Here is a 21359-nt window from a genome sequence, read left to right as displayed (position 1 = left end):
AGGTCACATCCCCTCATCCGGCGACCAACCGGCCACCGAAATGTCCACGCCCTCGCCGCGCAACGGCACCCCCTCGGCCCGCAGCCGCGCCCGCGCCTCCCGCTCATGACCCGGTGGCAGCCGGCCACCCGCGGTCACCACCCGGTGCCAGGGCACCGAGCCGCCGTGCCGGGCCATGATGGAGCCCACCAAGCGCGCGGAGGAACGGCCCGAGCGCTCGGCCAGGGCGTCGGCGACCGCGCCGTACGACATCACCCGACCCTGCGGGATCCGCTCCACCAGGTCCAGCACCGCCTCGACGTACTCGTCAGGAGTCACAATCGGCCACCATATGGGAACGCCGCCGGGCGACGCGGGCGTGACCACGCAGAATGGGCGGGTGCGCGACGCAGTCACGGCCGCCCGACGGGTCGTCGTCAAGATCGGATCCTCCTCGTTGACCACCGCCACCGGCGGCCTGGCCGACGAGCGGGTCGACGCGCTTGTCGACACCCTGGGCCGACTCGCTGCCGAGGGACGCGAGGTCGTGCTGGTCTCCTCGGGCGCGATCGCCGCCGGCCTCGCCCCGCTCGGGCTGATCCGACGTCCGCGCGACCTGGCCACCCAGCAGGCCGCCGCCAGCGTCGGCCAGGGCCTGCTGATCGGCCGGTACGCGGCCAGCTTCGCCCGGCACGGCCGCACCGTGGGGCAGGTGCTGCTCACCGTCGATGACGTGACCCGGCGGGCGCACTACCGCAACGCGTACCGCACGCTGCGCAAACTGCTCGACCTGCACGCGGTGCCGATCGTCAACGAGAACGACACGGTGGCAACCGAGGAGATCCGGTTCGGCGACAACGACCGCCTGGCCGCCCTGGTGGCCGCGCTGGTGCACGCCGACCTGCTGGTGCTCCTCTCCGACGTGGACGCGCTCTGGACGGGCGACCCGGCCCGCCCGCAGTCGACCCGGATCCCGGAGGTCCGCAGCGACGAGGACCTCGCCGGGATCACCATCGGCGGCGCCGGCCGGTCCGGGGTCGGCACCGGCGGCATGGTGACCAAGGTCGAGGCAGCCCGGATCGCCACCGGCTTCGGCATCCCCGTGGTGCTCACCTCCGCCGACCTGGCCACGTCGGCGCTGGCCGGCGAGCCCGTCGGCACGCTGTTCCACCCGCAGCGGCAGCGCCCGACGGCCCGGCTGTTCTGGCTGGCCCACGCCACCTCGCCCCGAGGGCGCCTGCACCTGGACCCGGGCGCGGTGGCCGCCGTCGTCGGGCGGCGCAAGTCGCTGCTGCCCGCCGGCATCACCGCAGTGGACGGCACGTTCACCGCCGGCGACCCGGTGGACCTGGTCGACACCGCCGGGGCCCCGGTCGCCCGTGGCCTGGTCAACTACGACGCGGTGGAACTGCCCGGGCTGCTCGGTCGCTCCACCTCCGAACTCGCCGCGGCGCTCGGCCCGGCGTACGAACGGGAGGTCGTCCACCGCGACGACCTCGTACTGCTGTAAGCCAACCGCCCAGCTGAGGAGTAGTCGATGAGTGAGCGCCAGCGAATGAATCATCAGCTCAGGGCGTCGGTGCCTCAGGACGGCACGGAGCGAAGCGGAGTGCCGGCATGAGCGTCGTCGAGCAGGCGCGACGGGCGCGGGACGCCGCTGCCGACCTGGCCGTGGCCACCCGTACGGTCAAGGACGCCGCGTTGGTGGCGATGGCCGACGGGCTGGTGGCGCGTACCCCGGAGATCCTGACCGCGAACGAGACGGACCTGGCGGCCGGCCGGGAGGCCGGGCTGAGCGCGGCCGTGCTGGACCGGCTCGCCCTCGACGCGGGCCGGGTGGCCGGCATCGCCGACGCGCTGCGCCAGATGGCCGCGCTGCCCGACCCGGTCGGCGAGGTGGTCCGCGGCTCGACCCTGCCCAACGGCCTGGAGCTGCGCCAGATCCGGGTGCCGTTCGGGGTGGTCGGCATCATCTACGAGGCACGCCCGAACGTGACCGTGGACGCCGCCGGGATCTGCCTCAAGTCCGGCAACGCGGCGCTGCTGCGCGGGTCGTCCTCGGCCGCGCACTCCAACGCCGCGCTGGTCGCGGTGCTGCGCGACGCGATCGCCGAGGCGGGTCTGCCGGCCGACGCGGTGCAACTGCTCGACGCCAGCTCCCGCGACTCGGTCAAGGAGCTGATGCGCGCCCGAGGGCTGGTCGACGTGCTCATCCCGCGCGGCGGCGCGTCGCTGATCCGCACCGTGGTCGAGGAGTCGACCGTGCCGGTGATCGAGACCGGGGTGGGCAACTGCCACGTCTACGTCGACGCCGCCGCGGACGTGGCGAAGGCCGTCGCGGTGACGCTCAACGCCAAGACGCAGCGCCTGTCCACCTGCAACACCGCAGAGTCGCTGCTGGTGCACGCGAGCGTCGCGGACGCGTTCCTGCCGCCGATGCTGGCGGCGTTCGCCGAGGCCGGCGTGACCGTGCACGGCTTCCCCGAGGTGGCCGCGTACTCCGCCGCGGTCGTCCCGGCCACCGAGGAGGACTTCGCCACCGAATACCTGTCGGCGGACATCTCGGTCGCCGTGGTCGACTCGCTGGACGCGGCGGTCGCGCACATCCGCCGCTACGGCACCGGGCACACCGAGGCGATCCTCACCGACTCGGCGAGCGCCGCCCGCGACTTCGTCGCCCGCATCGACGCGGCGGCGGTGATGGTGAACGCCTCGACCCGCTTCACCGACGGGGGCGAGTTCGGCTTCGGGGCGGAGATCGGCATCTCCACCCAGAAGCTGCACGCCCGCGGGCCGATGGGCCTGCCCGAGCTGACCAGCACCAAGTACGTCGTCACCGGGGACGGGCACCTGCGCTAGGGCCGGTGTCAGCCCGGTTGCGCGGCGGCTCCGGCCGGCGCCGGTCGGGCGGCGCGGATGGCGGACAGCGTGGCGTGCACGTCGAACTGGTGACCGTCGTCGCTCTCCCAACCCCCGTCGCTGCGCTGGGTCTCGGCGAGCCGCCGCAGGGCCCGCACCATGATCCAGTCGTGCAGGTCGATGCCGACCCGGCGCAGCGTGGCACCCAGCCAGGCCACGTCGCCCGGCGACATCGTGGGCATCCGTTCGGCGAGCACCACCTGGATCCGCGCCGACTCCTGGAACATCTCCTGACGGTGCAGCACGGCGGCGCTCAGCCAGCCCGCGGCGAGGAACGACGGCCAACTGCCGTCCGGGCGCAACCGCGCGACGATCGACTGGGCCGCCGCCTGCACCACACCGGCGTACGCCCCGCCGACCCGGTGGTCGAGCGGGCCCGAGGCGCGGGCGTCCAGGCCGGCGACGGTCAGCCAGAAGCCGGCGTTGGCGGTGAGGAAGAGTTTGGCCTCCGGATCGCCGGGGCGGGCCCACTCCGGGGCCGAGCCGGTCAGCGAGAGGTCCTCGTCCCAGCCGCCGTCGGCCTGCTGCCGGGACGCCAACCAGTCCAGCGCCCGGCGGGCGGCGGGACGGCCCAGCGCGCCCAGGTCGTCCAGCTCGGCGAGGCGGAAGCAGGTGGCGTCGACCGAGGCGACCTCGCCACCCCAGCTCGCCGGCCAGCCGCCGTCCGGCGACTGGCCGATCTCGGCCGTCTCCAACAGCTCCGGCGGCACCGGCGTGCCGTTGCGCAGCCAGGAGAGGCGGGCGCGTTCCACCGCGTCCCCATGCGCCACGACGAACCCGATCGCGGCTTCCAAGTCGACCACGGCGGTGACGCTACCTGCGCAGACACGATCCCGCCTCGGAGAATCGGCCAGCTGGAAATGGCTGCGTCGCTCCGGCCGGAGCGCCACCCGGAGCCACTTGCGTCGATTTACCGTCAGCCGCGGAGCGCGGAACCACACCGGGGCGGCGCTGTGTGGCGTCGCCCCGGCGGGCCGGTCAGTACGCGGGCAGTGCCGGGTCGATCTGCTTGATCCAGGAGAGCACGCCGCCCTGCACGTGCACAGCGTCGCGGAACCCGGCCGCCTTGAGCGCGGCGAGCGCCTCCGCCGAGCGGACGCCGGACTTGCAGTGCAGCACGATCTGCTTGTCCTGCGGGAGCTTCGCCAGCGCCTCGCCGGAGATGATGTCGCCCTTGGGGATGAGGGTGGCGCCGGGGATCCGCACGATCTCGTACTCGGCCGGCTCCCGCACGTCGACGAGGAAGATGTCCTTGCCGGCGTCCTGCCACTCCTTCAGCTCCAGGGCGGTGATCGTCGAGTCGAGCGTCGCCTCCTGGGCCTCCTCGGAGACCGCGCCGCAGAAGTCCTCGTAGTCTTCCAGCAGGTCGGTGACGGTCGGGTTCTCGCCGCAGAGCACGCAGTTCGGGTCCTTCCGAACCTTGATCTTGCGATACTCCATCTCCAGGGCGTCGTAGACCATCAGGCGGCCGACCAGCGGCTCGCCGATGCCAGTGAGCAGCTTGATGGCCTCGTTCACCTGGATCGAGCCGATCGACGCGCAGAGCACGCCGAGCACGCCTCCCTCGGCGCAGGACGGGACCATGCCGGGCGGCGGCGGCTCCGGGTAGAGGCACCGGTAGCAGGGGCCGTGCTCGGCCCAGAACACCGACGCCTGGCCGTCGAAGCGGTAGATCGAGCCCCAGACGTACGGCTTGCCGAGCAGCACCGCCGCGTCGTTGACCATGTACCGGGTGGCGAAGTTGTCGGTGCCGTCGACGATCAGGTCGTACTGGGCGAAGATCTCGCGGACGTTCTCGCGGTCCAACGCGGTGTTGTGGATCTCCACGTTGACCAGCGGGTTGATCTCGCGGATCGACGCGGCGGCGGACTCGGCCTTGGAACGGCCGACGTCGGACACGCCGTGGATGACCTGGCGCTGGAGGTTGGACTCGTCGACGGTGTCGAAGTCGATGATGCCGAGGGTGCCCACCCCCGCCGCGGCGAGGTAGAGCAGGGCGGGCGACCCGAGGCCACCGGCGCCGACACAGAGCACCCGGGCGTTTTTCAGCCGCTTCTGCCCGGCCACCCCGACGTCCGGGATGATCAGGTGGCGCGAATAGCGGCGGATCTCGTCAACGGTCAGCTCGGCGGCGGGCTCGACGAGCGGGGGCAACGACACGGTGGACTCCCCGGGATCGGCGGTGTGAACCGCGCCATTGTTGCTCGCCCGGGCCACTCTCGGCCATGAGGGAGGACACGTGGCCCGCGATGCGGGAGGGGAATAACCTGCGGCCGGTCGCTCAGGGGACGATGTCGCCGCCGTAGCGACGGCCGTCGAGGTACGGCCAGGCGTTGGCCAGGCAGCCCTGCAACCCGTACGTCTGCTGCTGCATCACCGGTGCGGGCTCCCCCGGGCCGGGGCATGCCTCGTGCTGCTCGCCGAACTCGTGGCCGACCTCGTGGTTGATGACGTAGGTGCGGTACGTCTCCAGCGGGGCCCCGTAGTCGGGCACCGCCTCCTGCCAGCGGGCCAGGTTGATGATGACCTGGCCGGGCAGCCGGCAGGAGGTGTAGCGCTCGGTGGTCAACCCGCCCTCGGCGCACATCCGCTCGGACGTGACCGGGGTGGCGAGGTAGACGGTGAAGTCGGCGGCGTCGACGTCGGCCACCCGCTGCACCCGCAGCTCACCGGAGGCGATCCAGCTGCGCGGGTCGGCCAGCACCTCGTCCACCCGCGCGGCGAACGCGTCGGCGTCCTGGCCGCTGCCCCGTTCGACCACGACCCGGTAGCGGCGCAGCGGTCCGTCCGTACCGTGCACGGACGTTCCCCCGTCGGCGACGGTGAAGCGTCCCGCGCCGACCGACGGGTAGCCGCTGGGCACGGGGTGGGCCTCCCCGCCGCCCAGGCCCATTCCGCCCTGGGTCGGGGTGGGCGGTACGTCGGCCGTCGGTTCGTCGCCCCGCGTCGCGGTCACGCCGACGGCGGTGACGGTGGCGGCCACGAGCAGGCCGAGCAGCAGGCTGCGGCGTCGGCGGCGGCGCATCCGCAGGACCGTGGGACGCGCACCCTGGTACGCGGGCCGGTCGGACGGCTCGGCCGGGCCGTAAGGGGACGACGGCGTCATGACGACCAGCCTGCCAGATTATTCGGGCAATTCTCCGCTTTTACCTTCTATTGCCGCAATACCCCTCATGGGGCCGGTTGTCTCAGAGAGCCGGGCCGGCGTAGCGCCGACCGTCGACGTACGGCCACGGGTTGACCCGACACCCGTTGAGAAAGAGGGTCTGCTGCATCATCACCGGCGCCGGACGCCCCGCGCCCGGGCAGCGCTCGTGCCGGTGCCCGAGCTGGTGACCCACCTCGTGGTTGACCACGTACGTCCGGTAGACCGCCAGCGGCACGCCCGCCGACACGTAGTGCGGCACCGACAACCGCCACCGATCCAGATTGATGATCACCTGGCCGGGCGCGCGGCAGGAGGTGTACGGCCGCCCGCCGATCCGGATGTCCACGCCACCCTCGGCACACATCCGGCCCGCCGTACGGGCGGTCGCCAGGTAGACGGTGAAGTCCCGGGGAGCGTCCCCCGGGACCTGCTGCAACCGCAGCCGGCCGCTGTCGACCCAACTGCCCGGCCCGGCGAGCGCCACCTGGACGGCCTGCGCGAACGCGGCGATGTCCTCGTTGCTGCCCGACTCGACCGCCACCCGGTAGCGGCGCAGCTCACCCGCCCGGCCCAGCACCGGGCCGGCATGGTCGTCGTGGCTGAACCGGCCGGTACCCGCGGTCGGCACCGCACCGGTCATCCGCAGCACCGGCGACGGGCTCGGCGACGCGGCGGTGGCGGTCGGCGACGGATCCGCCGACGGCGGCAGCGGCCCGGCAGCCGACGGCGGCAGCGGCCCGGCCACCAGCGGCGGCCCGATCTCGTCGGCAGTCAGCCGATCCGGTGGCACGCCCGGACCCTCGGCGATCACGGTCACCGCCGCGCCGACAGCCAGCACCACCGCCACCAGCTGGGCGATGAGTGCGAGGCGACGGCGGCGGCGAGCGGACCTGAACATTCCGGTCAGCCTGCCAGATCGGACCGCCGAGCGGCGTCCTCCGTTTCGGCGAGCAGGCCGACCACCGCCCGGGCGACCAGCCGGGGAACCTCCAGCTGCGCCACGTGACCGACACCGCCGAGCATCAGCAGGCGGCTGTCCGGGATGACCCGGGCGGTCTGGGGCGCGACGCGCACGTCGACCAGCCGGTCCTGCCGGCCGCCCACCACCAGCGTCGGCGCGCGCACCGCCCCGGCGAGCCGCCACAGCGAGCCCGGCCCTGGCAGGTACGCCCGCAGGAAGCTGGAGACCAGCCCCCGGAACGTCCGGACGTACGCGGCCGCGTAGTGCTCCGCCTCGTACCGGACCCGGATCTCCTCCAACGCCTCGGCCCGGCGCTGCGCACAGATGCGGCTGAGGTCGGCGACGCACGCCTCCAACACCTGCTGGGCCATCACTTCGGGCGCGAGTTGGGTGAGCCGCCGGGCGACCAGCCGTTCACCGCGCGGAATGGCCAGCACCGGCAGCATCCTGCCCTGCAACGACCGCCGGAAGTCCAGAAACGGCAGCGCCGGAGAGATCAGGGTGAGGGTGCGGACCAGGTCGGGCCGCAGCCCCGCCACCTGGACCGAAACCGCGCCACCCAGCGAGTTGCCGAACAGGTGCACCGGCCCCCGACCGGAGTGCTCGATCCACCGGATGACCAGGTCGGCGAAGGCCGGGATCGTGTAGCGCGGGCCCGGCTCGCTGCGGCCGAACCCGGGCAGGTCGATGGCCTGGCCGTCCAGCCGGTCGGCGAGCAGCCCGGCCAGGTCGGTCCAGTTCTGCGACGAGCCGCCCAGCCCGTGCACGTACAGCGCCGGCTCCGCGTCGACTGTCGTCGCCGGAGTGTCCCGCACATAGGTGACGACGCCGTCGAGGCGGACCTCCCGGCCCGGCCACGGCGGCGGCACACCGACCTCGGGGAGGAGATGGTCCGGCCAGAGGGAGGCGCGCTTCATCCTCCCAGTCTGCCTCGGACCACTCAGGACAGCAGCGCCTCCAGCCGACGGTTGACCGCCGCCAGCGTCGCCCGGACCACCGCCTGTCGCGGATCGCCGGCCACCAGGGCCGAGCCGGCGAGCTGCTCGACCCAGCCCTCGCAGACCAGCAGCACCACCACCGTGGCCACCTCGCAGTTGCCGAACGGCACCACCGCCGCGTGCTCGACGAAGCAGCGGCCGCGCTCGGCGTTCTCGGCGCCGCGCAGCAACTCGTCCACGGCGGCGGCTGCGGCCACCGCGCAGAGGCGCAGCACGTAACCGTCCACCGCCGGCCCGGTCGCGTACCCGGCCGCGCTGTCGTCGCCGGCCAGCAGCCGCACCTCCACGTTGGCGTCCAGACCGAAGGTGCTGACCTGCACGTGGTCGATGACCACACGCGGCCCCGGCACGCCGCCGGTGTCCAGAGGCCGCGAGGGCGCCGACTCCGTCGTGGTCACCTGACCGCCGGAGTACGACGTACCGACCGTCGCCGGGCTGCCGGTGGCTCCGCCGGTGGGCGCGGCCGAGACCGAGCCGGGTTCCTCGACGGTGGCGCGGCCCCGGTGCGGGGCGCCCGCCCGCCGTCGACGCGCGGCGTCCGGCCCGACCCACTGCTCCGGGCCCGCTGGCGTGGCCTCGACCCGACCACCCGACGACCGAGCGATCGAGGGCGCCTCGGCGGTACGCGGTTCCGCGCCGGTGTCGCGCGGCTCGGCAGGCCGCGCCTCGACAGATCGCGGTTCGACGGGACGTGTCTCGGCAGCTCGTCGCTCGGTGGCGCGCGGCTCGGCGGGGCGCGGCTCGGCAGCGCGACGGCGGACCGGCGGGGCCGGCGTGGTGGGCAGGCCGGGCACGTTCTGCGGGGCGGCGGCGAGCCCCATCCGTTCCTGGAGCAGCCGGGCCACCTGTCGACTCACCTCGGCCGGATCGGCACCGTCGGCCAGGTCCAGTCGGAGACTGTGCGCGCCGGCCGGCGTACGACGCAGGGCGGCGTCCCGAACGCCGGCCACCTCCCGTACCGCGTCCAGGATGGCGTTGACGTCGAACCCCTCGGGACGCTCCCGCAACGGAGCGGGCTCGTCGTCGCGGCGCAGGTGGGTGGCGATGCGCGCGAGTTCTGGGGTTTCGGCGGGTGGCTCCACGGCTGGCGGCTCCGGCACAACGGGCACGTCCGGTTCCGCGGGGACGCGCTGCGGCAGCACCGCCGACGTGTCGGGCCGTCGCCCGCCGTCGGCGGGCTCGACCGGCGACGCCGGGTCGGGGGCGGATCGGCGAGCCGCGTAGGGAGGGGAGGACGCGGGTGACGGTCGGTCGTGACGCCCGGGGCCGCTGGCGGCGGAGGCCGGACCGGCACTGGCCGAGGGAGGCGGGGGACCGGCGAGGGCAGGACCGTTCGCCGTCGGGGCGGCAGCAGTCGGCTCGGCGGGCGACGGCTCGGGTGGCTCAGGGGTCGCTGGTCGGAGCCGGAACGGTCCGGTCGGCCGGGCCGGGCCGGTCGACTCGCCCGCGTCGCTCGCCCGGGGAGAGGTAGCCGGCCGGGTAGCCGGCCAGGAGGGACGCTCGGCCGGAGCTGCCGGAATGCGGCCCTCGGACCAGTCGGGTCGCTCGGCCGCCACGGGTGTCGGCGACCCACCGGCCCACGAGGGCCGCTCGGCCACCGGACGGACCGGTGCCGCCGGTGGCGGGGCATCAGTCAACGTCGGCGGTGGGCCGGCGGGCGCCGCCGGCGGATCGACCGGCGCGGGCGGATCGACAGGTGCCGGGCCCGCCCAGGACGGGCGCGTACTCGCCGCAGTGCCGACGGGCGTCGGATCCCCGGCCCAGGACGGGCGCGACGGCGGGACGCTGGTCGGCGCGGGGTCGGAGCCGCCGGCCCAGGTGGGGCGGGGCGGCGGCGGGAGGGCCGATGCCGGGCCGGCCCAGGACGGGCGCGACGGCGGGGCGCTGGCCGGCGTCGGGTCCGAGCCGCCGGCCCAGGAGGGGCGGTCAGCGGCCGGCGGGCCACTGGTCGGCTCGGCGCGGGCGGCACCGCCCGACGCGGACCCTCCGGCCCACGACGGACGCTCAACAGCCGGCGGGCCACTCGTGGGGGCAGACCCCCCGGCCCAGGAGGGGCGCTCAACAGCAGGCGGGCCGCTGGTGGGGGCGGGGCCCCCGGCCCAGGAGGGGCGCTCAACAGCAGGCGGGCCGCTGGTGGGGGCGGGGCCGCCGGCCCAGGAGGGGCGCTCGGCGGCGGGCGACGCGGTGCGAGGGGGCACGGGCGGGCCGCTGGTCGGGGTGGGGTCCGTGCCACCCGCGCGAGGCGACGGGTCGGCCGCCGCGCTCACCGGGGCCGGCGCGGCCCAGGACGGACGCTCCGCGGGGAGCCCGCTGGCCGGCTCGGGCGTCGGCCCACCGGCCCAGGAGGGCCGCTCGGCCGGCTCGGGCCGGGAAACTTCCGGAGGCCCGCTGGTCGGAATCGCGGCCGGACGTTCACCGGCCCAGGACGGGCGCGTGGGCGTGCCGCGGTCGGCGTCCGCCTCGGCCTGGGGGGCGTCCCGGGTGACGTCGTACGCGCGGGGCGGCTCGGCCGGCACCGGCTCGTACGGACGGGTCGGCTCGGCGCGCACCGGCTCGTACGGCAGGTGGGGCTCGGCGACCCAGCCCGGCGCGGACTCGTCCCGCGCCGGTCGGCCGGCCGGCTCGCCGTCCTGGCGGGACCAGGGCGGTGCCCACCCGCTGCCCCAGCTCGGGCGGTTCCAGCTGGGCCCGGACCAGTCCGGCTCGATGGAAGGAGACTCACCCGCTCGGGGCGTGTCCCCGGTGGGGCGCTCCGGCTCGGGGTCGTCGCCGCGCCCGGTGGCACGCCCCGACTCGGCCGATGCCTCGGCTGCGGGCGGGACCTGCCAACCGCGGGAAACGGCCGGTTGATCGTCGACGGCCGGCCGTTCGCCGGTGGGCGCGCGGAGACCGGGCGGAACCTCGAAACCCGAGGCCGCCGTGCCGACGGGCGGCACCTGGATGGCGGCTGGCGCGGTGCTGGGCAGACCGGGGTCGGCCCAGCGGACGCTGCGCGGCGCGGCAGGGTCGGTGGTGGAGTGCCGGGCCGGGCCGGTGTCGGCCTCCCCCGCCCCCTGCTCCGCGGCCGGCGCGGGACGCTGGGCGGGCACCACCAGCCGGCCCCCGCCCACGTCGGGCCGGTCCTCGGCGGTCCGCCCGGGCGGCGCGCTCACCGGCGTCTGGCGGCCCGACGAGGCCTCGCCGTTGAGGTGCGCGACGCCGTTGATCTCCGCATCGCCGTGGCGGACGCCGTTGATCTCGCTGTCGCCGCTGCTGTCGCTGTCGCTGTCGATCTCGGCCTCGTCGTGGTGGACGCCGTTGGTGTGGTGGCCGTTGACCCGGGCCGGCCGCTCGGAGTCACCGGTCAGACCGGGCAGAGGCGCGGGCAGATCGCCGTGCCTGGTGGAGGAGGTGCGCCAACCGGACGCGGGGGGTCGCTGCCACGGTGGTGCCTGCCCCCCGGCCGCCTCGCGCTCGACAGACGGGGGCCACCCGCCCGTCGAGGGCGCCCACCCGCTGCCGGAGCGGCCCGGGTCGTCGTGCTGACCCGTTCCGTCACCGTGCTCTCCCGGGGTGGCGGCTCCGGGTTGCCCTGTTTCACTCACCGCGCGCTCCTTGGTCGCCCTCGCTGAGGCTACCGTGTGGGGAGAGTGGCGATAAGTTACAGCGGCGGGCCATTTCCACGACGCGGTCGAGGGCCGCCCCGGTCTGGGGGGAAAATGCCGGCCCGTACGGAGAACTCGGAGGATCCCATGACCGCTGTGGGGAACGGCGCACAGACTGCTGGCAGGCCCACCCGCCTGCCCCGCTCCGCGCGCCGTAAGCAGCTGCTCGCGGCGGCGCAGGAGGTATTCGTCGCGCAGGGCTACCACGCCGCGGCGATGGACGACATCGCCGAGCGGGCCGGGGTTTCCAAGCCGGTGCTCTACCAACACTTCCCGGGAAAGATGGACCTCTACCTGGCCCTGTTGGACACGCACTGTGACGCCATCGTCGCTCAGGTGCACGAGGCGATGCGCGGCACCAGCGACAACAAGGAGCGGGTCAGCGCGTCGGTGCGCGCGTACTTCGACTTCGTCGATCACGAGAGCGAGGCGTTCCGCCTCGTCTTCGAGTCGGACCTGCGCAACGACCCGGCGGTGCGGCAGCGGGTCGAGCGGGTCGAGCAGGGCTGCATCGCGGCGATCACCGACACCATCATCTCGGACACCGGCGTGAGCCGGTCGCACGCCGAGTTGCTCGCCTCCGGGCTGGTCGGCGCGGCGGAGACCGCCGCGCAGTTCTGGCTGGCCGGTGGCCGGCAGGTGCCGAAGGCGGAGGCCGAGGCTCTGGTGGCGGCGTTGTCCTGGCGGGGCATCGCGAGCTTCCCGCTGCAAGGTGAGTCAGCCTGACCGGCGACCCCGTGATCGGATAGCCTTCGCAGGGCGGTTATCGCCCCAGTTGAGGAGGCACAGTGGAGGTCAAGATCGGCGTGCAGTACGCGCCGCGCGAGCTGGTTCTGGACAGCGCGCAGTCGCCGGCCGAGATCGAGCAGATCGTGACCGACGCCTTCGCCGGCAACGGCGGCACGCTCTCCCTGACCGACGAGAAGGGCCGGCGGGTCATCGTTCCGGTCGAGAAGGTCGCCTACGTCGAGATCGCCGAGGCGTCCCCGCGAGCGGTCGGTTTCACCGTTCGCTGACCGGTCCGGCCGTCGCGGCAGGTCGGCGTTTCCAGGCCACCTGCCGCGGGCCGGTTCCGCGCCCCACGGGTCGCGGTCAGTTGTTCAGTCCGGCGACCGCCATCCGCGCGGTGTGTGCGGCGGTGAGCCTTCCGAACAGTCCCGGCACGTCGATCCGGTCGCCCTGCGCGATCAGCGCGGTGAGTGCGGCCCGTTCGGCGGCGACGCGGCCGGCCTGGGACAACGCCTCCCCGACCAGCCGCCGGGCCCACATGGAGAGCCTCCCGGCCACCCGGGGATCGGCGGCGACGGCCAGCCGGATCTCGGCGACGGCGAACTCCGCGTACCGGGAGTCGTGCAGCACGTCCAGCACCAGCGCCCGGTCGGGCTCGTCCAGCGCGTCGGCGATCTCCCGGATGAAGTCGTCGGTGATCGCGTCGCCCACGTACGCCTTGGTGACCACCTCCGCCCAGTCCCGCGGCTCGGTGGAGTCGTGGTACGCCTGCAACGGCTGCACGTACGGCGTCATCGCCTCCTCCGGCGGCACACCCAGCGCGGTGAGCCGGTCGGCGAGCCGGCGGTAGTTGCCGATCTCGGCCGCGGCCATCTGGCTCAGCGCGGCGCGTCGGTGCAGGTCGGGGGCCAGTCGCGCGTCACCGGCCATGCGTTCGAAGGCGAGCAGCTCACCGAAGGCGACCAGGCCCAGCAGGTCGGCGACGGCGGGACCGGGGGTGCTCGGCGCGGACACGAGCGCAGGCTACCGTGCGGGACCGGCGCCGGGTGCCCCGCGCGGGGCACGGACGAGCACCCGAACAAGTGTGGCACAGGTCACATTCGATGGCCCCGCGTGCCGGCTGGCCGACCGGGAATCGGGACGCGAGCTTGCCTGTTCAGGTAGCATAGAGCAGTTGCCGTGGGCGCCGATCTCATCGAAGCTCAGCCCGCGGCGCGCGTGCGGCCCGGTCCGGCTCGGCACTTCTGCCGCCGACCGTGTGGCCCGCGTCATACCGAACGCGCCCTGAGGACGAGACGGGGCGCACCCACGAGAGGGCACCCCCACATCCACATGAGCGAGCTGACTCAAGATCTGATGGACGGCCAGGAACTGGCCCCCACCGCCCCGGTTCGACCCGAGGCTCCCACCTTCGCCGCCCTCGGCGCCCGCGAGGAGACCGTCGAGGCGCTGGCCGCGGCCGGCATCACCCGCGCGTTCGCCATCCAGGAGTACGCGATCCCGATCGCGCTGCGCGGCGTCGACCTGATCGGCCAGGCGCCCACCGGCACCGGCAAGACCCTCGGCTTCGGCGTACCGCTGCTGGAGCGGGTCTTCGCGCCGAGCGAGGGCAGCGACGGCGTCCCCCAGGCGCTGGTCGTCGTACCTACCCGTGAGCTGGGCATCCAGGTCGCCAAGGATCTGGCCGCCGCCGGCCGGACGCGCGGCGTCCGGGTGCTGCCGATCTACGGTGGCGTGGCGTACGAGCCGCAGATCGACGCGCTGCGCAAGGGCGTCGAGATTCTGGTCGGCACCCCGGGCCGACTGATGGACCTGCAGAAGCAGAAGCACCTCCGACTGGACCGGGTGCACGCGCTCGTCCTCGACGAGGCCGACCGGATGCTCGACCTGGGCTTCCTCGACGACGTCGAGAAGATCCTGGCGATGCTTCCGGAGGACCGGCAGACGATGCTGTTCTCGGCGACCATGCCGGACCCGATCGTCACCCTGTCCCGGCGCTTCCTGCGCCAGCCGATGACGATCCACGCCGGGCACACCGCCGAGACCGGGCCGTCGCCGCAGACCCAGCAGCTGGTCTACCGCACCCACTCGATGAACAAGGTCGAGGTGGTGGCGCGCATCCTCCAGGCCGAGGGGCGCGGGCTGACCATGATCTTCACCCGCACCAAGCGGGCCGCCGACCGGGTCGCCGAGGATCTCGACTTCCGCGGGTTCGCGGTCGCCGCGGTGCACGGTGACCTCGGCCAGGGCGCCCGTGAGCGGGCACTGCGGGCGTTCCGCGCCGGCAAGATCGACATCCTGGTCGCCACCGACGTGGCGGCCCGAGGGCTGGACGTCACCGGCGTCACCCACGTGATCAACTACGACTGCCCGGAAGACCAGGACACCTACACCCACCGGATCGGTCGTACCGGCCGGGCCGGGGCGACCGGCGTCGCGGTGACCTTCGTCGACTGGGATGACATGCCGCGCTGGCGGATCATCGACAAGACCCTCGGTCTGGAGATGCCGGAGCCGCCGGAGACGTACCACACGTCGCCGCACCTCTACACCGACCTGCACATCTCCACCGAGGTCAGCGGCACCCTGCCCACTGCCGAGCGCACCCGGGCCGGGCTGTCCGCCGAGATCGAAGAGGATCTGGGCGGGACGACCCGCTCCCGCCGGGGTGACAGCGGCGGCCGGGGCCCTCGACGCGGTGAGAGCCGCGGCGACGGCCGGGGCGAGCGCCGTGGCCGCGGCGACGGCCGCCGGGACCGCACCGACGCCGGCACGCCGGCCGTCGAGGCACCCACGGACGCCGCCGGCGACGAAGCCAGCCGCACTCCGCGCCGTCGGCGTCGCCGCCGCGCTGGCGAGGCGGTGGCGGGCGAGCCGACCGCGGTGATCTCGGCCGACGCGGCACCGGCCGAGCCGGCCTCCGCCGCCGCCGAGGGCGAGGGCGAGGCATCGAAGCCGCGCCGCCGCCGGCGCCGCCGTGGTGGCGGTTCCGGCGCGGGTACGCCGGCCGAGGCGACCGCGGACTGACGCAGCGAGATTCACCCGACATCCCCCGCACCGCCTCAGCGCGGTACGGGGGATGTCGCCTTCCCACCCCACCTGCCGAAAATGGAACGATGCCGGAACCACTGGATGGCGCCCTGACCGAGGTTCGTGCACTGCTGCTCGACCCCGCGCTGACCCGGGCGGTCGCCGCCGGGCGTCGCCGCGGACACCGACCCACGGTCGTGCGGGCCGAGCTGCGTCCGGTGACGCTCAAGGCCGGCCCGCGGTTGCAGATCGCCACCTCCGACGGTGCGCGCCCACACACCCGCAACGTCGCCCCCGGTCCCGAGGCCGCCGTGGCGGTCGACGAACTCCTCGCCGAACCCTTCGGCAACTGGCACGTGGAGACGGCCGACGCGACCCTCCAACTGCGGGTGACCAAGTCCGGTGAGGCGCAGGTGCACCGGGCCGCGACGACCCGACCAGCGGCGACGCCGAGTGGTAACGACCGGGCCAAGGAATACCTGCTCGATCCGGGCGACCCGATCTTCGCGGAGATCGGCGGCTCGGCGGCCAAGCGCCGCCAGGTCGACGCGTTCCTGCGCGCTCTGGCCGCGACCCTGCCCGCCGATCTGACCGGCCCGCTGCGGGTGGTCGACCTGGGCTGCGGCAACGCCTACCTGACCTTCGCCGCGTACCGCTACCTCGCCAGTCGCGGGCTCGATGTCGAACTGATCGGCGTGGACGTCCGGGAGGACCAGCGGCGGCGCAACACCGAGCTGGCGCAGCGACTGGGCTGGGCCGACAAGGTCAGCTTCGTCGCGGGCACGATCGCCGAGGCCGCTGTCGACCCCGCCCCGGATCTGGTGCTGGCGCTGCACGCCTGCGACACCGCCACCGACGAGGCGCTGGCCCGCGCGGTGCGCTGGGAGGCCCGCTGGGTGCTCGCCGCGCCGTGCTGTCACCACGACCTGGCCAAGCAGCTACGCGCCCAGCCCACCCCGGCGCCGTACGAGCTGTTGACCCGGCAGGGCATCCTGCGCGAACGCTTCGCCGACGTGCTCACCGATGCGCTGCGTGCGGGGCTGCTGCGGGTGCACGGGTACCGGGCCGAGGTGGTGGAGTTCGTCGACTCCCAGCACACGCCCCGCAACCTGCTGATCCGAGCCCGCCGTAGCGGCACCGCCGACCCACGAGAGGCGGAGTACCGCGAACTCGTCGACCAGTGGCGGGTCACACCCCGGCTGGAGACCCTGCTCGCCGCCGACGAGCCGCCCGCCGTCTAGGGGACCAACCGCTGGCCGGCGGTACGCGGTCACCGCCGGCCGGCCTCGGCCGTCGCCGTGGACTCGGTTTCAGCGTCGGCGGTCGCCGTTGTTGCCCCGGTCCCGGGCGCCGGAGCGGTCGAAGACCGACACCCGGTCCCCGCCGTGGCGCAGGGTCTGACGGTCGTCCTCACCCGCGCTGCTCGGGAAGGGCACCACCTTTCCCGAGCTCTCGGCGTTGCCGGCGGCCGTGAACGCGTTCCAGGAGATGTCGACGAGCAGCTTCTTCGTCTCGGCGTGCCGGATGGCGGCGTTGCGTTGCAGCGCCATCCGGGCGCCCAGCACCACTGCGACCAGCGTGGTCGTGAGCGCGCCGGTGGCGGCCAGCACATGGGAGCCGGTCGCCGCGTTGGTGCGCAGCACCAGGAGCAGCAACCAGATCCAGAACCCGGCGGCGAAGACGCCGGCCTTGGCGACGAAGAAGAGGCTCACCGCACCGGGCTGGTACGGCAGCGGACGGCTCGATTCGGCCATGGTGCTCCTCGGCGGTGGTCCGGGCGATCGGCGGCACGCGCGCGTGCGCCGTGCCGGGACGGGCACCGAGCTTAGTGGAAGAACGACGATGATCGCTGGGTGCCGGTACGAATACTGCCCGGGTTGGAGTCTCATCGGTGGGACAGTTTGTGCGGTCAGTCAGTGGTTTCCGGTTCCCGGCGTACTACGCTCGGGAGGCACATCTTCCCAGTGCTCGGCCGGGAGGGAAAGACATACCGGAATGGGTTCCGCAGACGTGTCACCGCAGATGGCGTTCGCCCGCTTCGTCCGGCGCGCCATCGACGACGCTCGCGACGAGCGCGGATGGACCGTGACCGATCTTGCCTCGCACACGGGCGTGGGCCGTTCCACAGTGTTCCGTTGGCTCGCCGGTGACTGGCAGGATTACCCCGAGTTGGCCAAGGTACGCGGCTTCTGCGCCGCACTGGATCTGCCGGTGGCTGCCGCGTTCCGGGCGCTCGGGCTGCCCGACGCGGGCCCGGTGCCCCGGCGCCGCAGCGACGACGGCCCGGTCGAGGCCGACGTCCGGGCCATCCTCGACCGCCTGGCCGATCCCACCGTTCCAGCCGAGGAAAAGCACCACATCCGCGACCTCCTCCGCTACCTGGCCCGCCGCCCCACCCGCCGAGCCGGCTAACCCCCACCCCCACCCCCAAACCTTCCGCACGTTGATCATGAAGTTATTGCCGCGACACGCCGACGCGAGCGGCAATAACTTCATGATCAACGGGGGCGGCCCGGGGCCGGGGGTCAGGGGATCGTCAGGGTGAACTCGGCGGTGTGGACCTTGTTGGCTACCTGGAAGTCGAGGTAGAGGCGGTAACGGCCCGGGCCCGGGATGGTCAGCCAGAACTTCACCTGGCCGTCGGCCAGCTCCGGTTCGGGGTGCACGTGCAGGTAGCCCAGGTCGCCCTCGCGCAGCGCCACCAGGTGACCGTACGCCCCGAGGTAGCGCTCCAGCACCGCGTCACCGTCCGCGCCGTCGATCCGGAAGGTAAGCGGCACCGTGACACCGGCCTGCGGGCTGCCCTGGTAGGCGACGCTGAACCCGTCCACCGTCGTCGAGGTGGCCGGGGCGGGCAGGGCACGCGGCTCGTACGTGCCCGGCACGGCCAGGTCCACCCCGAGGGTCAGGGCGCTCTGGCCGCCGTTGTCGGCGACCACCGTGAAGTCGGCGTACGCCCGCCAGGCGCCGGGCTGCGCGAGGGTCACCGGCACCGTCCAGGTGCCGTCCGCCGCCATGGTCGGGTGCAGGTGCTGGTAGCCCGTCAGGTCCCGACGGACCACGATGAGGTGCATCGGCTTGTCGTGCACGACGGCGAACCGGGTGACCGGGCGGCGTTGCACGTCGCGTATCTGAAAGCGGAGCTGCCCGGGGCGGCCGGCCGGAAACTCGGTGGCCAGGGGGACGAGCGTGTATCCGGCCGAGCTGATCGACAGACCCCCGGGCTCGGTGGCCGCGCCCTGGTCGGCACCCGTCACGGACCCGTGGTCGTGGGCACCGGTGCCCGGCGGGTGGGTGTGGTCGGCGGTCAGTGCCGCGGCGCTGCTGCCGCCGCCGGTGGTCGTGCCGTTCATGCGACCGAGGCCGAACCCGAGCAGCACGGCGAGCACCAGCCCGCCGACCACCAGCGCCAGCCGGACCGTGCTCCGGTCCGGCACGGTGGCGTCCTGCTCAGGCACCGCCAGCGTCCAGCACGTAGCCAGCCTCGTCGACGGCCGCCCGCACCGACTCGTCGGGCAGCAGGCTGTCGCTGGTCACCGTCGCGGTGCCGGAGGCCAGGTCGACCTCAACCTGCCGCACACCGGGCAGCGCCGACAGCTCGTCGGTGACCGCACGCACGCAGTGCGCGCAGGTCATGCCGGTGACGACGTACGCGCGGGTCACGGGCTGCTGATCGGTCATGCCGCCACCGTACCGCCGCGCCCGGCCAGCCCGGACCGACGCCGGGGCGGCGTGGCGACCGTCGCAATCCGCGCGGCCCGGGAACTTTCCGCCCCGCAGCCGCCCACCGACCTCCGCGATCGTGAACGGCGGCTCAGCCGGCCACGGCGAGAGCGAGCGGGAGCACGTCGGGAGCACCGGCCCGCCGCAGCGCGCGGGTCACCATCGTCATCGTCCAACCCGAGTCGACCAGGTCGTCGACGAGCAGCACCGGCCCCTCCAGCGCGGCCAGCGCGTCGGCCAGGTCGGTCGGCACGGTGAAGGCGTCGTGCAGGGCGCGTACCCGCTGGGCGCTGTTGCCGCGCGGCCCGCCGGGGCCGTCCGGGCCGGTCGGGGTGACCGCGCCGAGCAGCGGCAGCCGGCCCACGGCGGCGATCCGCTCCGCGAGCGAGCCGACCAGCCGGGGCCGCCGGCGGGAGCCCACCGCGACCACGCCGACCGGGCGGCGGGGCCACGGGTCGTCGCCGTGCGCCCACGCCTTCAGCACCTCGACCACCGCGCCGGCGACGTCGTCGGGCACCGGCACGTCGGGCGCCTCCGGGCCCACCAGCTCCCGCAGCCGGCCACCCCAGCCCAGGTCGGAGAGGCGCCCGACCGCACGGCCGGGCAGCGCCTGCTCCGCGGGGGCGATCCGGCCCTTGAGCGGTACGCCCACCGCGTCCAGCCCGGTCGGCCAGAGCTTCTTCGGGGCGATCTCCACGCCGGGGCGACCCAGGAAGGTCTGCGCGGCGGCGAGCGCCGCTGTCGACACGTCGGCGACGAAGAGCGGGTCGGCGCACCTGTCGCACCGGCCGCAGTCGGTAGCGGCGGTGTCGTCGAGGCGTTCCCGTAGATACCGCATCCGGCAGTCGGACGTCGACGCGTACTCCCGCATGGCCTGTTGCTCGACGGTGCGCGCCTCCGCGACGCGGCGCAACCGGGCCTCGTCGTAGACCCAGGGCTCGCCGGTGGCGAGCCAGCCACCGCGCACCCGGCGGACCGCGCCGTCCACGTCGAGCACCTTGAGCATCAGCTCCAGGCGGGCCCGGCGCAGGTCGACGAGGGGTTCGAGGGCCTGGGTGGAGAGCGGGCGGTCGGTGTGCAGGGCGGCCAGCACGGCCCGGACCTGCTGCTCCGGCGGGAACGCGAGCGAGGCGAAGTAGCGCCAGATCGCGGCGTCCTCGACACCGGGCAGGAGCAGCACCTCGGCGTGCTCGACGGCGCGGCCGGCCCGGCCGACCTGCTGGTAGTACGCGATCGGCGACGGCGGCGCGCCGAGGTGGACGACGAAGCCCAGGTCGGGCTTGTCGAAGCCCATGCCGAGCGCGCTGGTCGCGACCAACGCCTTGATCTTGTTGTCGAGCAGGTCCTGCTCGGCGGCCCGCCGGTCGGCGTCGTCGGTCTGCCCCGAGTACGAGGCGACCGGATAGCCCCGCGAGCGCAGGAACTCGGCCGTCTCCCCCGCTGCCGCGACGGTCAGCGTGTAGACGATGCCGGACCCGGGCAGCTCGTCCAGGTGGTCGGCGAGCCAGGCCAGCCGGTGCGCCGGGCTGGGCAGGTCGAGGACGCCGAGCCGCAGCGACTCGCGGTCCAGCGTGCCGCGCAGGACGAGCGCGTCGCCCAACTGCTCGGCCACGTCCTGGGTGACCCGGGCGTTGGCGGTGGCGGTGGTGGCCAGCACGGGCGTGCGCTCGGGCAGGTTGGCGAGGAACGTGCGCAGCCGCCGGTAGTCCGGCCGGAAGTCGTGCCCCCAGTCGGAGACGCAGTGCGCCTCGTCGACCACCAGCAGCCCGGTGGTCGCGGCCAGCTTCGGCAGCACGCCGTCGCGGAAGTCCGGGTTGTTGAGCCGCTCCGGGCTGATCAGCAGCACGTCCACCGCGCCGGCCTGGATCTCGGCGGTGATCTCGTCCCACTCGTCGAGGTTCGCCGAGTTGATCGTGCGAGCCCGGATGCCGGCCCGCGCGGCGGCCTCCACCTGGTTGCGCATGAGCGCCAGCAGCGGCGACACGATGACGGTGGGGCCGGCCTGGTCGGCCTGCCCGCCGTCGCGCAGCAGAGCGGTGGCCACGAAGTAGACGGCCGACTTGCCCCAACCGGTGCGCTGCACGCAGAGCACCCGTCGCCGGTCGACGACCAACGCCTCGATGGCCCGCCACTGATCCTCGCGCAGCCGGGCGTGCTCACCCGCCAGCCGGCGCAGCACCGCCTCGGCCCGCTCCCGTACCGCCGCCCGTTCGTCGCCCATCCGGCAT

Annotated in this window: 18 protein-coding genes and 1 pseudogene; 7 read left to right on the top strand and 12 right to left on the bottom strand. The window is 74.2% G+C overall.

The features are described from left to right. Positions 1–3 precede the first annotated feature (3 nt). A complete protein-coding gene (locus tag ACGGAQ_RS19115; RefSeq protein ID WP_393050964.1) occupies positions 4–318 on the bottom strand; it encodes an MGMT family protein in 315 nt (104 codons plus the stop codon). Between the two features lie 13 nt (positions 319–331). On the opposite strand from ACGGAQ_RS19115, the gene proB reads away from it, so the two are divergent. Both proB and ACGGAQ_RS19105 read left to right on the top strand, forming a co-directional pair. Then, entirely contained in the window at positions 332–1489 is a 1158-nt protein-coding gene (gene proB / locus ACGGAQ_RS19110; RefSeq protein ID WP_354854383.1) for a glutamate 5-kinase, read from the top strand. 107 nt (positions 1490–1596) lie between these two features. Beyond that, entirely contained in the window at positions 1597–2838 is a 1242-nt protein-coding gene (locus ACGGAQ_RS19105) for a glutamate-5-semialdehyde dehydrogenase (RefSeq protein WP_393050961.1), read from the top strand. Between the two features lie 8 nt (positions 2839–2846). Here ACGGAQ_RS19105 and ACGGAQ_RS19100 read toward each other — a convergent pair whose 3' ends face one another. From ACGGAQ_RS19100 to ACGGAQ_RS19075, 6 genes and pseudogenes are all read right to left on the bottom strand, one after another. After that, complete coding sequence (locus ACGGAQ_RS19100; protein ID WP_393051133.1) at positions 2847–3752, bottom strand: prenyltransferase/squalene oxidase repeat-containing protein; 906 nt, start codon at positions 3750–3752, stop codon at positions 2847–2849. A gap of 124 nt (positions 3753–3876) precedes the next feature. After that, entirely contained in the window at positions 3877–5058 is a 1182-nt protein-coding gene (gene moeZ, locus ACGGAQ_RS19095) for an adenylyltransferase/sulfurtransferase MoeZ (protein ID WP_393050958.1), read from the bottom strand. Between the two features lie 121 nt (positions 5059–5179). Beyond that, the gene (locus ACGGAQ_RS19090) at positions 5180–6004 is read right to left on the bottom strand and encodes a DUF3152 domain-containing protein (RefSeq protein ID WP_393050956.1); all 825 of its coding nucleotides are present in this window, start codon (positions 6002–6004) and stop codon (positions 5180–5182) included. Positions 6005–6086: 82 nt separating this feature from the next. After that, complete coding sequence (locus ACGGAQ_RS19085; protein ID WP_393050953.1) at positions 6087–6944, bottom strand: DUF3152 domain-containing protein; 858 nt, start codon at positions 6942–6944, stop codon at positions 6087–6089. A 5-nt stretch (positions 6945–6949) separates the two neighbouring features. Beyond that, entirely contained in the window at positions 6950–7924 is a 975-nt protein-coding gene (locus ACGGAQ_RS19080; RefSeq protein WP_393050950.1) for an alpha/beta fold hydrolase, read from the bottom strand. Between the two features lie 23 nt (positions 7925–7947). Next, positions 7948–9738: pseudogene (locus ACGGAQ_RS19075) on the bottom strand (hypothetical protein); the annotation flags it as partial. A 1998-nt stretch (positions 9739–11736) separates the two neighbouring features. Between ACGGAQ_RS19075 and ACGGAQ_RS19070 the strand changes: the two are divergent. Then, positions 11737–12375 (top strand): TetR/AcrR family transcriptional regulator, encoded by a 639-nt coding sequence (locus tag ACGGAQ_RS19070; RefSeq protein ID WP_039909051.1) that lies wholly within the window; start codon positions 11737–11739, stop codon positions 12373–12375. Between the two features lie 62 nt (positions 12376–12437). Continuing rightward, positions 12438–12665 carry a DUF3107 domain-containing protein gene (locus tag ACGGAQ_RS19065; RefSeq protein WP_030329796.1) on the top strand — a complete coding sequence of 76 codons (228 nt, stop codon included), beginning with the start codon at positions 12438–12440 and terminating at the stop codon, positions 12663–12665. A gap of 76 nt (positions 12666–12741) precedes the next feature. Here the strand turns inward: ACGGAQ_RS19065 and ACGGAQ_RS19060 are convergent, their stop codons facing one another. Then, on the bottom strand, positions 12742–13392 hold the full coding sequence (locus tag ACGGAQ_RS19060) for a ferritin-like fold-containing protein (protein WP_393050946.1): 651 nt from the start codon (positions 13390–13392) through the stop codon (positions 12742–12744). Between the two features lie 318 nt (positions 13393–13710). On the opposite strand from ACGGAQ_RS19060, the gene ACGGAQ_RS19055 reads away from it, so the two are divergent. Together ACGGAQ_RS19055 and ACGGAQ_RS19050 are read left to right on the top strand one after the other, a co-directional pair. Continuing rightward, a complete protein-coding gene (locus ACGGAQ_RS19055) occupies positions 13711–15405 on the top strand; it encodes a DEAD/DEAH box helicase (protein ID WP_393050944.1) in 1695 nt (564 codons plus the stop codon). Positions 15406–15494: 89 nt separating this feature from the next. Then, the gene (locus tag ACGGAQ_RS19050; RefSeq protein ID WP_393050941.1) at positions 15495–16649 is read left to right on the top strand and encodes a class I SAM-dependent methyltransferase; all 1155 of its coding nucleotides are present in this window, start codon (positions 15495–15497) and stop codon (positions 16647–16649) included. Between the two features lie 69 nt (positions 16650–16718). On the opposite strand, the gene ACGGAQ_RS19045 is transcribed toward ACGGAQ_RS19050, so the two are convergent. After that, on the bottom strand, positions 16719–17162 hold the full coding sequence (locus tag ACGGAQ_RS19045) for a hypothetical protein (RefSeq protein ID WP_393050938.1): 444 nt from the start codon (positions 17160–17162) through the stop codon (positions 16719–16721). 241 nt (positions 17163–17403) lie between these two features. Between ACGGAQ_RS19045 and ACGGAQ_RS19040 the strand changes: the two genes are divergently transcribed. Next, entirely contained in the window at positions 17404–17820 is a 417-nt protein-coding gene (locus ACGGAQ_RS19040) for a helix-turn-helix domain-containing protein (RefSeq protein ID WP_393050935.1), read from the top strand. 113 nt (positions 17821–17933) lie between these two features. On the opposite strand, the gene ACGGAQ_RS19035 is transcribed toward ACGGAQ_RS19040, so the two are convergent. From ACGGAQ_RS19035 to ACGGAQ_RS19025, 3 genes are all read right to left on the bottom strand, one after another. Further along, complete coding sequence (locus tag ACGGAQ_RS19035) at positions 17934–18866, bottom strand: hypothetical protein (protein WP_393050932.1); 933 nt, start codon at positions 18864–18866, stop codon at positions 17934–17936. Further along, positions 18859–19089, bottom strand: a complete 231-nt coding sequence (locus tag ACGGAQ_RS19030; protein WP_393050929.1) for a heavy-metal-associated domain-containing protein — start codon at positions 19087–19089, stop codon at positions 18859–18861. The genes ACGGAQ_RS19035 and ACGGAQ_RS19030 overlap by 8 nt, the downstream gene beginning before the upstream one ends. A 133-nt stretch (positions 19090–19222) precedes the next feature. Continuing rightward, on the bottom strand, positions 19223–21352 hold the full coding sequence (locus ACGGAQ_RS19025) for a DEAD/DEAH box helicase (RefSeq protein WP_393050927.1): 2130 nt from the start codon (positions 21350–21352) through the stop codon (positions 19223–19225). Between the last annotated feature and the right edge of the window lie 7 nt (positions 21353–21359).

Origin of the sequence: Micromonospora sp. NPDC047557, assembly GCF_043205095.1 — a bacterium.
Taxonomy (GTDB): Bacteria; Actinomycetota; Actinomycetes; order Mycobacteriales; family Micromonosporaceae; genus Micromonospora.
This window is presented reverse-complemented; position numbering and strand designations above follow the sequence as displayed.

Bases quoted from the DNA above. Each gene is read 5' to 3' on its own strand.
- proB (WP_354854383.1), top strand. From the start codon at position 332: ATGGGAACGCCGCCGGGCGACGCGGGCGTGACCACGCAGAATGGGCGG.
- ACGGAQ_RS19105 (WP_393050961.1), top strand. From the start codon at position 1,597: ATGAGCGTCGTCGAGCAGGCGCGACGGGCGCGGGACGCCGCTGCCGAC.
- ACGGAQ_RS19090 (WP_393050956.1), bottom strand. From the start codon at position 6,004: ATGACGCCGTCGTCCCCTTACGGCCCGGCCGAGCCGTCCGACCGGCCC.
- ACGGAQ_RS19085 (WP_393050953.1), bottom strand. From the start codon at position 6,944: ATGTTCAGGTCCGCTCGCCGCCGCCGTCGCCTCGCACTCATCGCCCAG.
- ACGGAQ_RS19080 (WP_393050950.1), bottom strand. From the start codon at position 7,924: ATGAAGCGCGCCTCCCTCTGGCCGGACCATCTCCTCCCCGAGGTCGGT.
- ACGGAQ_RS19070 (WP_039909051.1), top strand. From the start codon at position 11,737: ATGACCGCTGTGGGGAACGGCGCACAGACTGCTGGCAGGCCCACCCGC.
- ACGGAQ_RS19055 (WP_393050944.1), top strand. From the start codon at position 13,711: ATGAGCGAGCTGACTCAAGATCTGATGGACGGCCAGGAACTGGCCCCC.
- ACGGAQ_RS19050 (WP_393050941.1), top strand. From the start codon at position 15,495: ATGCCGGAACCACTGGATGGCGCCCTGACCGAGGTTCGTGCACTGCTG.
- ACGGAQ_RS19045 (WP_393050938.1), bottom strand. From the start codon at position 17,162: ATGGCCGAATCGAGCCGTCCGCTGCCGTACCAGCCCGGTGCGGTGAGC.
- ACGGAQ_RS19040 (WP_393050935.1), top strand. From the start codon at position 17,404: ATGGGTTCCGCAGACGTGTCACCGCAGATGGCGTTCGCCCGCTTCGTC.
- ACGGAQ_RS19030 (WP_393050929.1), bottom strand. From the start codon at position 19,089: ATGACCGATCAGCAGCCCGTGACCCGCGCGTACGTCGTCACCGGCATG.
- ACGGAQ_RS19025 (WP_393050927.1), bottom strand. From the start codon at position 21,352: ATGGGCGACGAACGGGCGGCGGTACGGGAGCGGGCCGAGGCGGTGCTG.